Annotated in this window: 1 protein-coding gene; it reads left to right on the forward strand. The window is 55.5% G+C overall.

The genetic code is table 11. From position 1 onward, the window contains the following. Nucleotides 1–229 (forward strand): hypothetical protein (locus KVT28_RS27475; protein WP_217551520.1); only part of this gene is annotated, 229 nt, incomplete at both ends.

Raw genomic sequence — 229 nt, forward strand, 5'->3', positions numbered from 1 at the left:
TGACGGCCCGGAATGGTTAGACGTTGCGGCGCACGATGCACGTGGAGAGAGCGGTGCAGGACTGAGAGTCTTTCTGTGGCGTTACGGACGAGATGTACGCAGACAGCGTGGTTCATTCCGGCCGCTCACAGAAGTGTTTTTACTGTATGTCCATCATGCAGTTGATGCCGCAGCGCAGGACTTAAGGATCATCAGCCGGCCATTTCCGGAAGCGATTGATGCCCTTTAC

Origin of the sequence: Pantoea sp. GbtcB22 (genome assembly GCF_019091025.1) — a bacterium.
Taxonomy (GTDB): Bacteria; Pseudomonadota; Gammaproteobacteria; order Enterobacterales; family Enterobacteriaceae; genus Pantoea; species Pantoea leporis.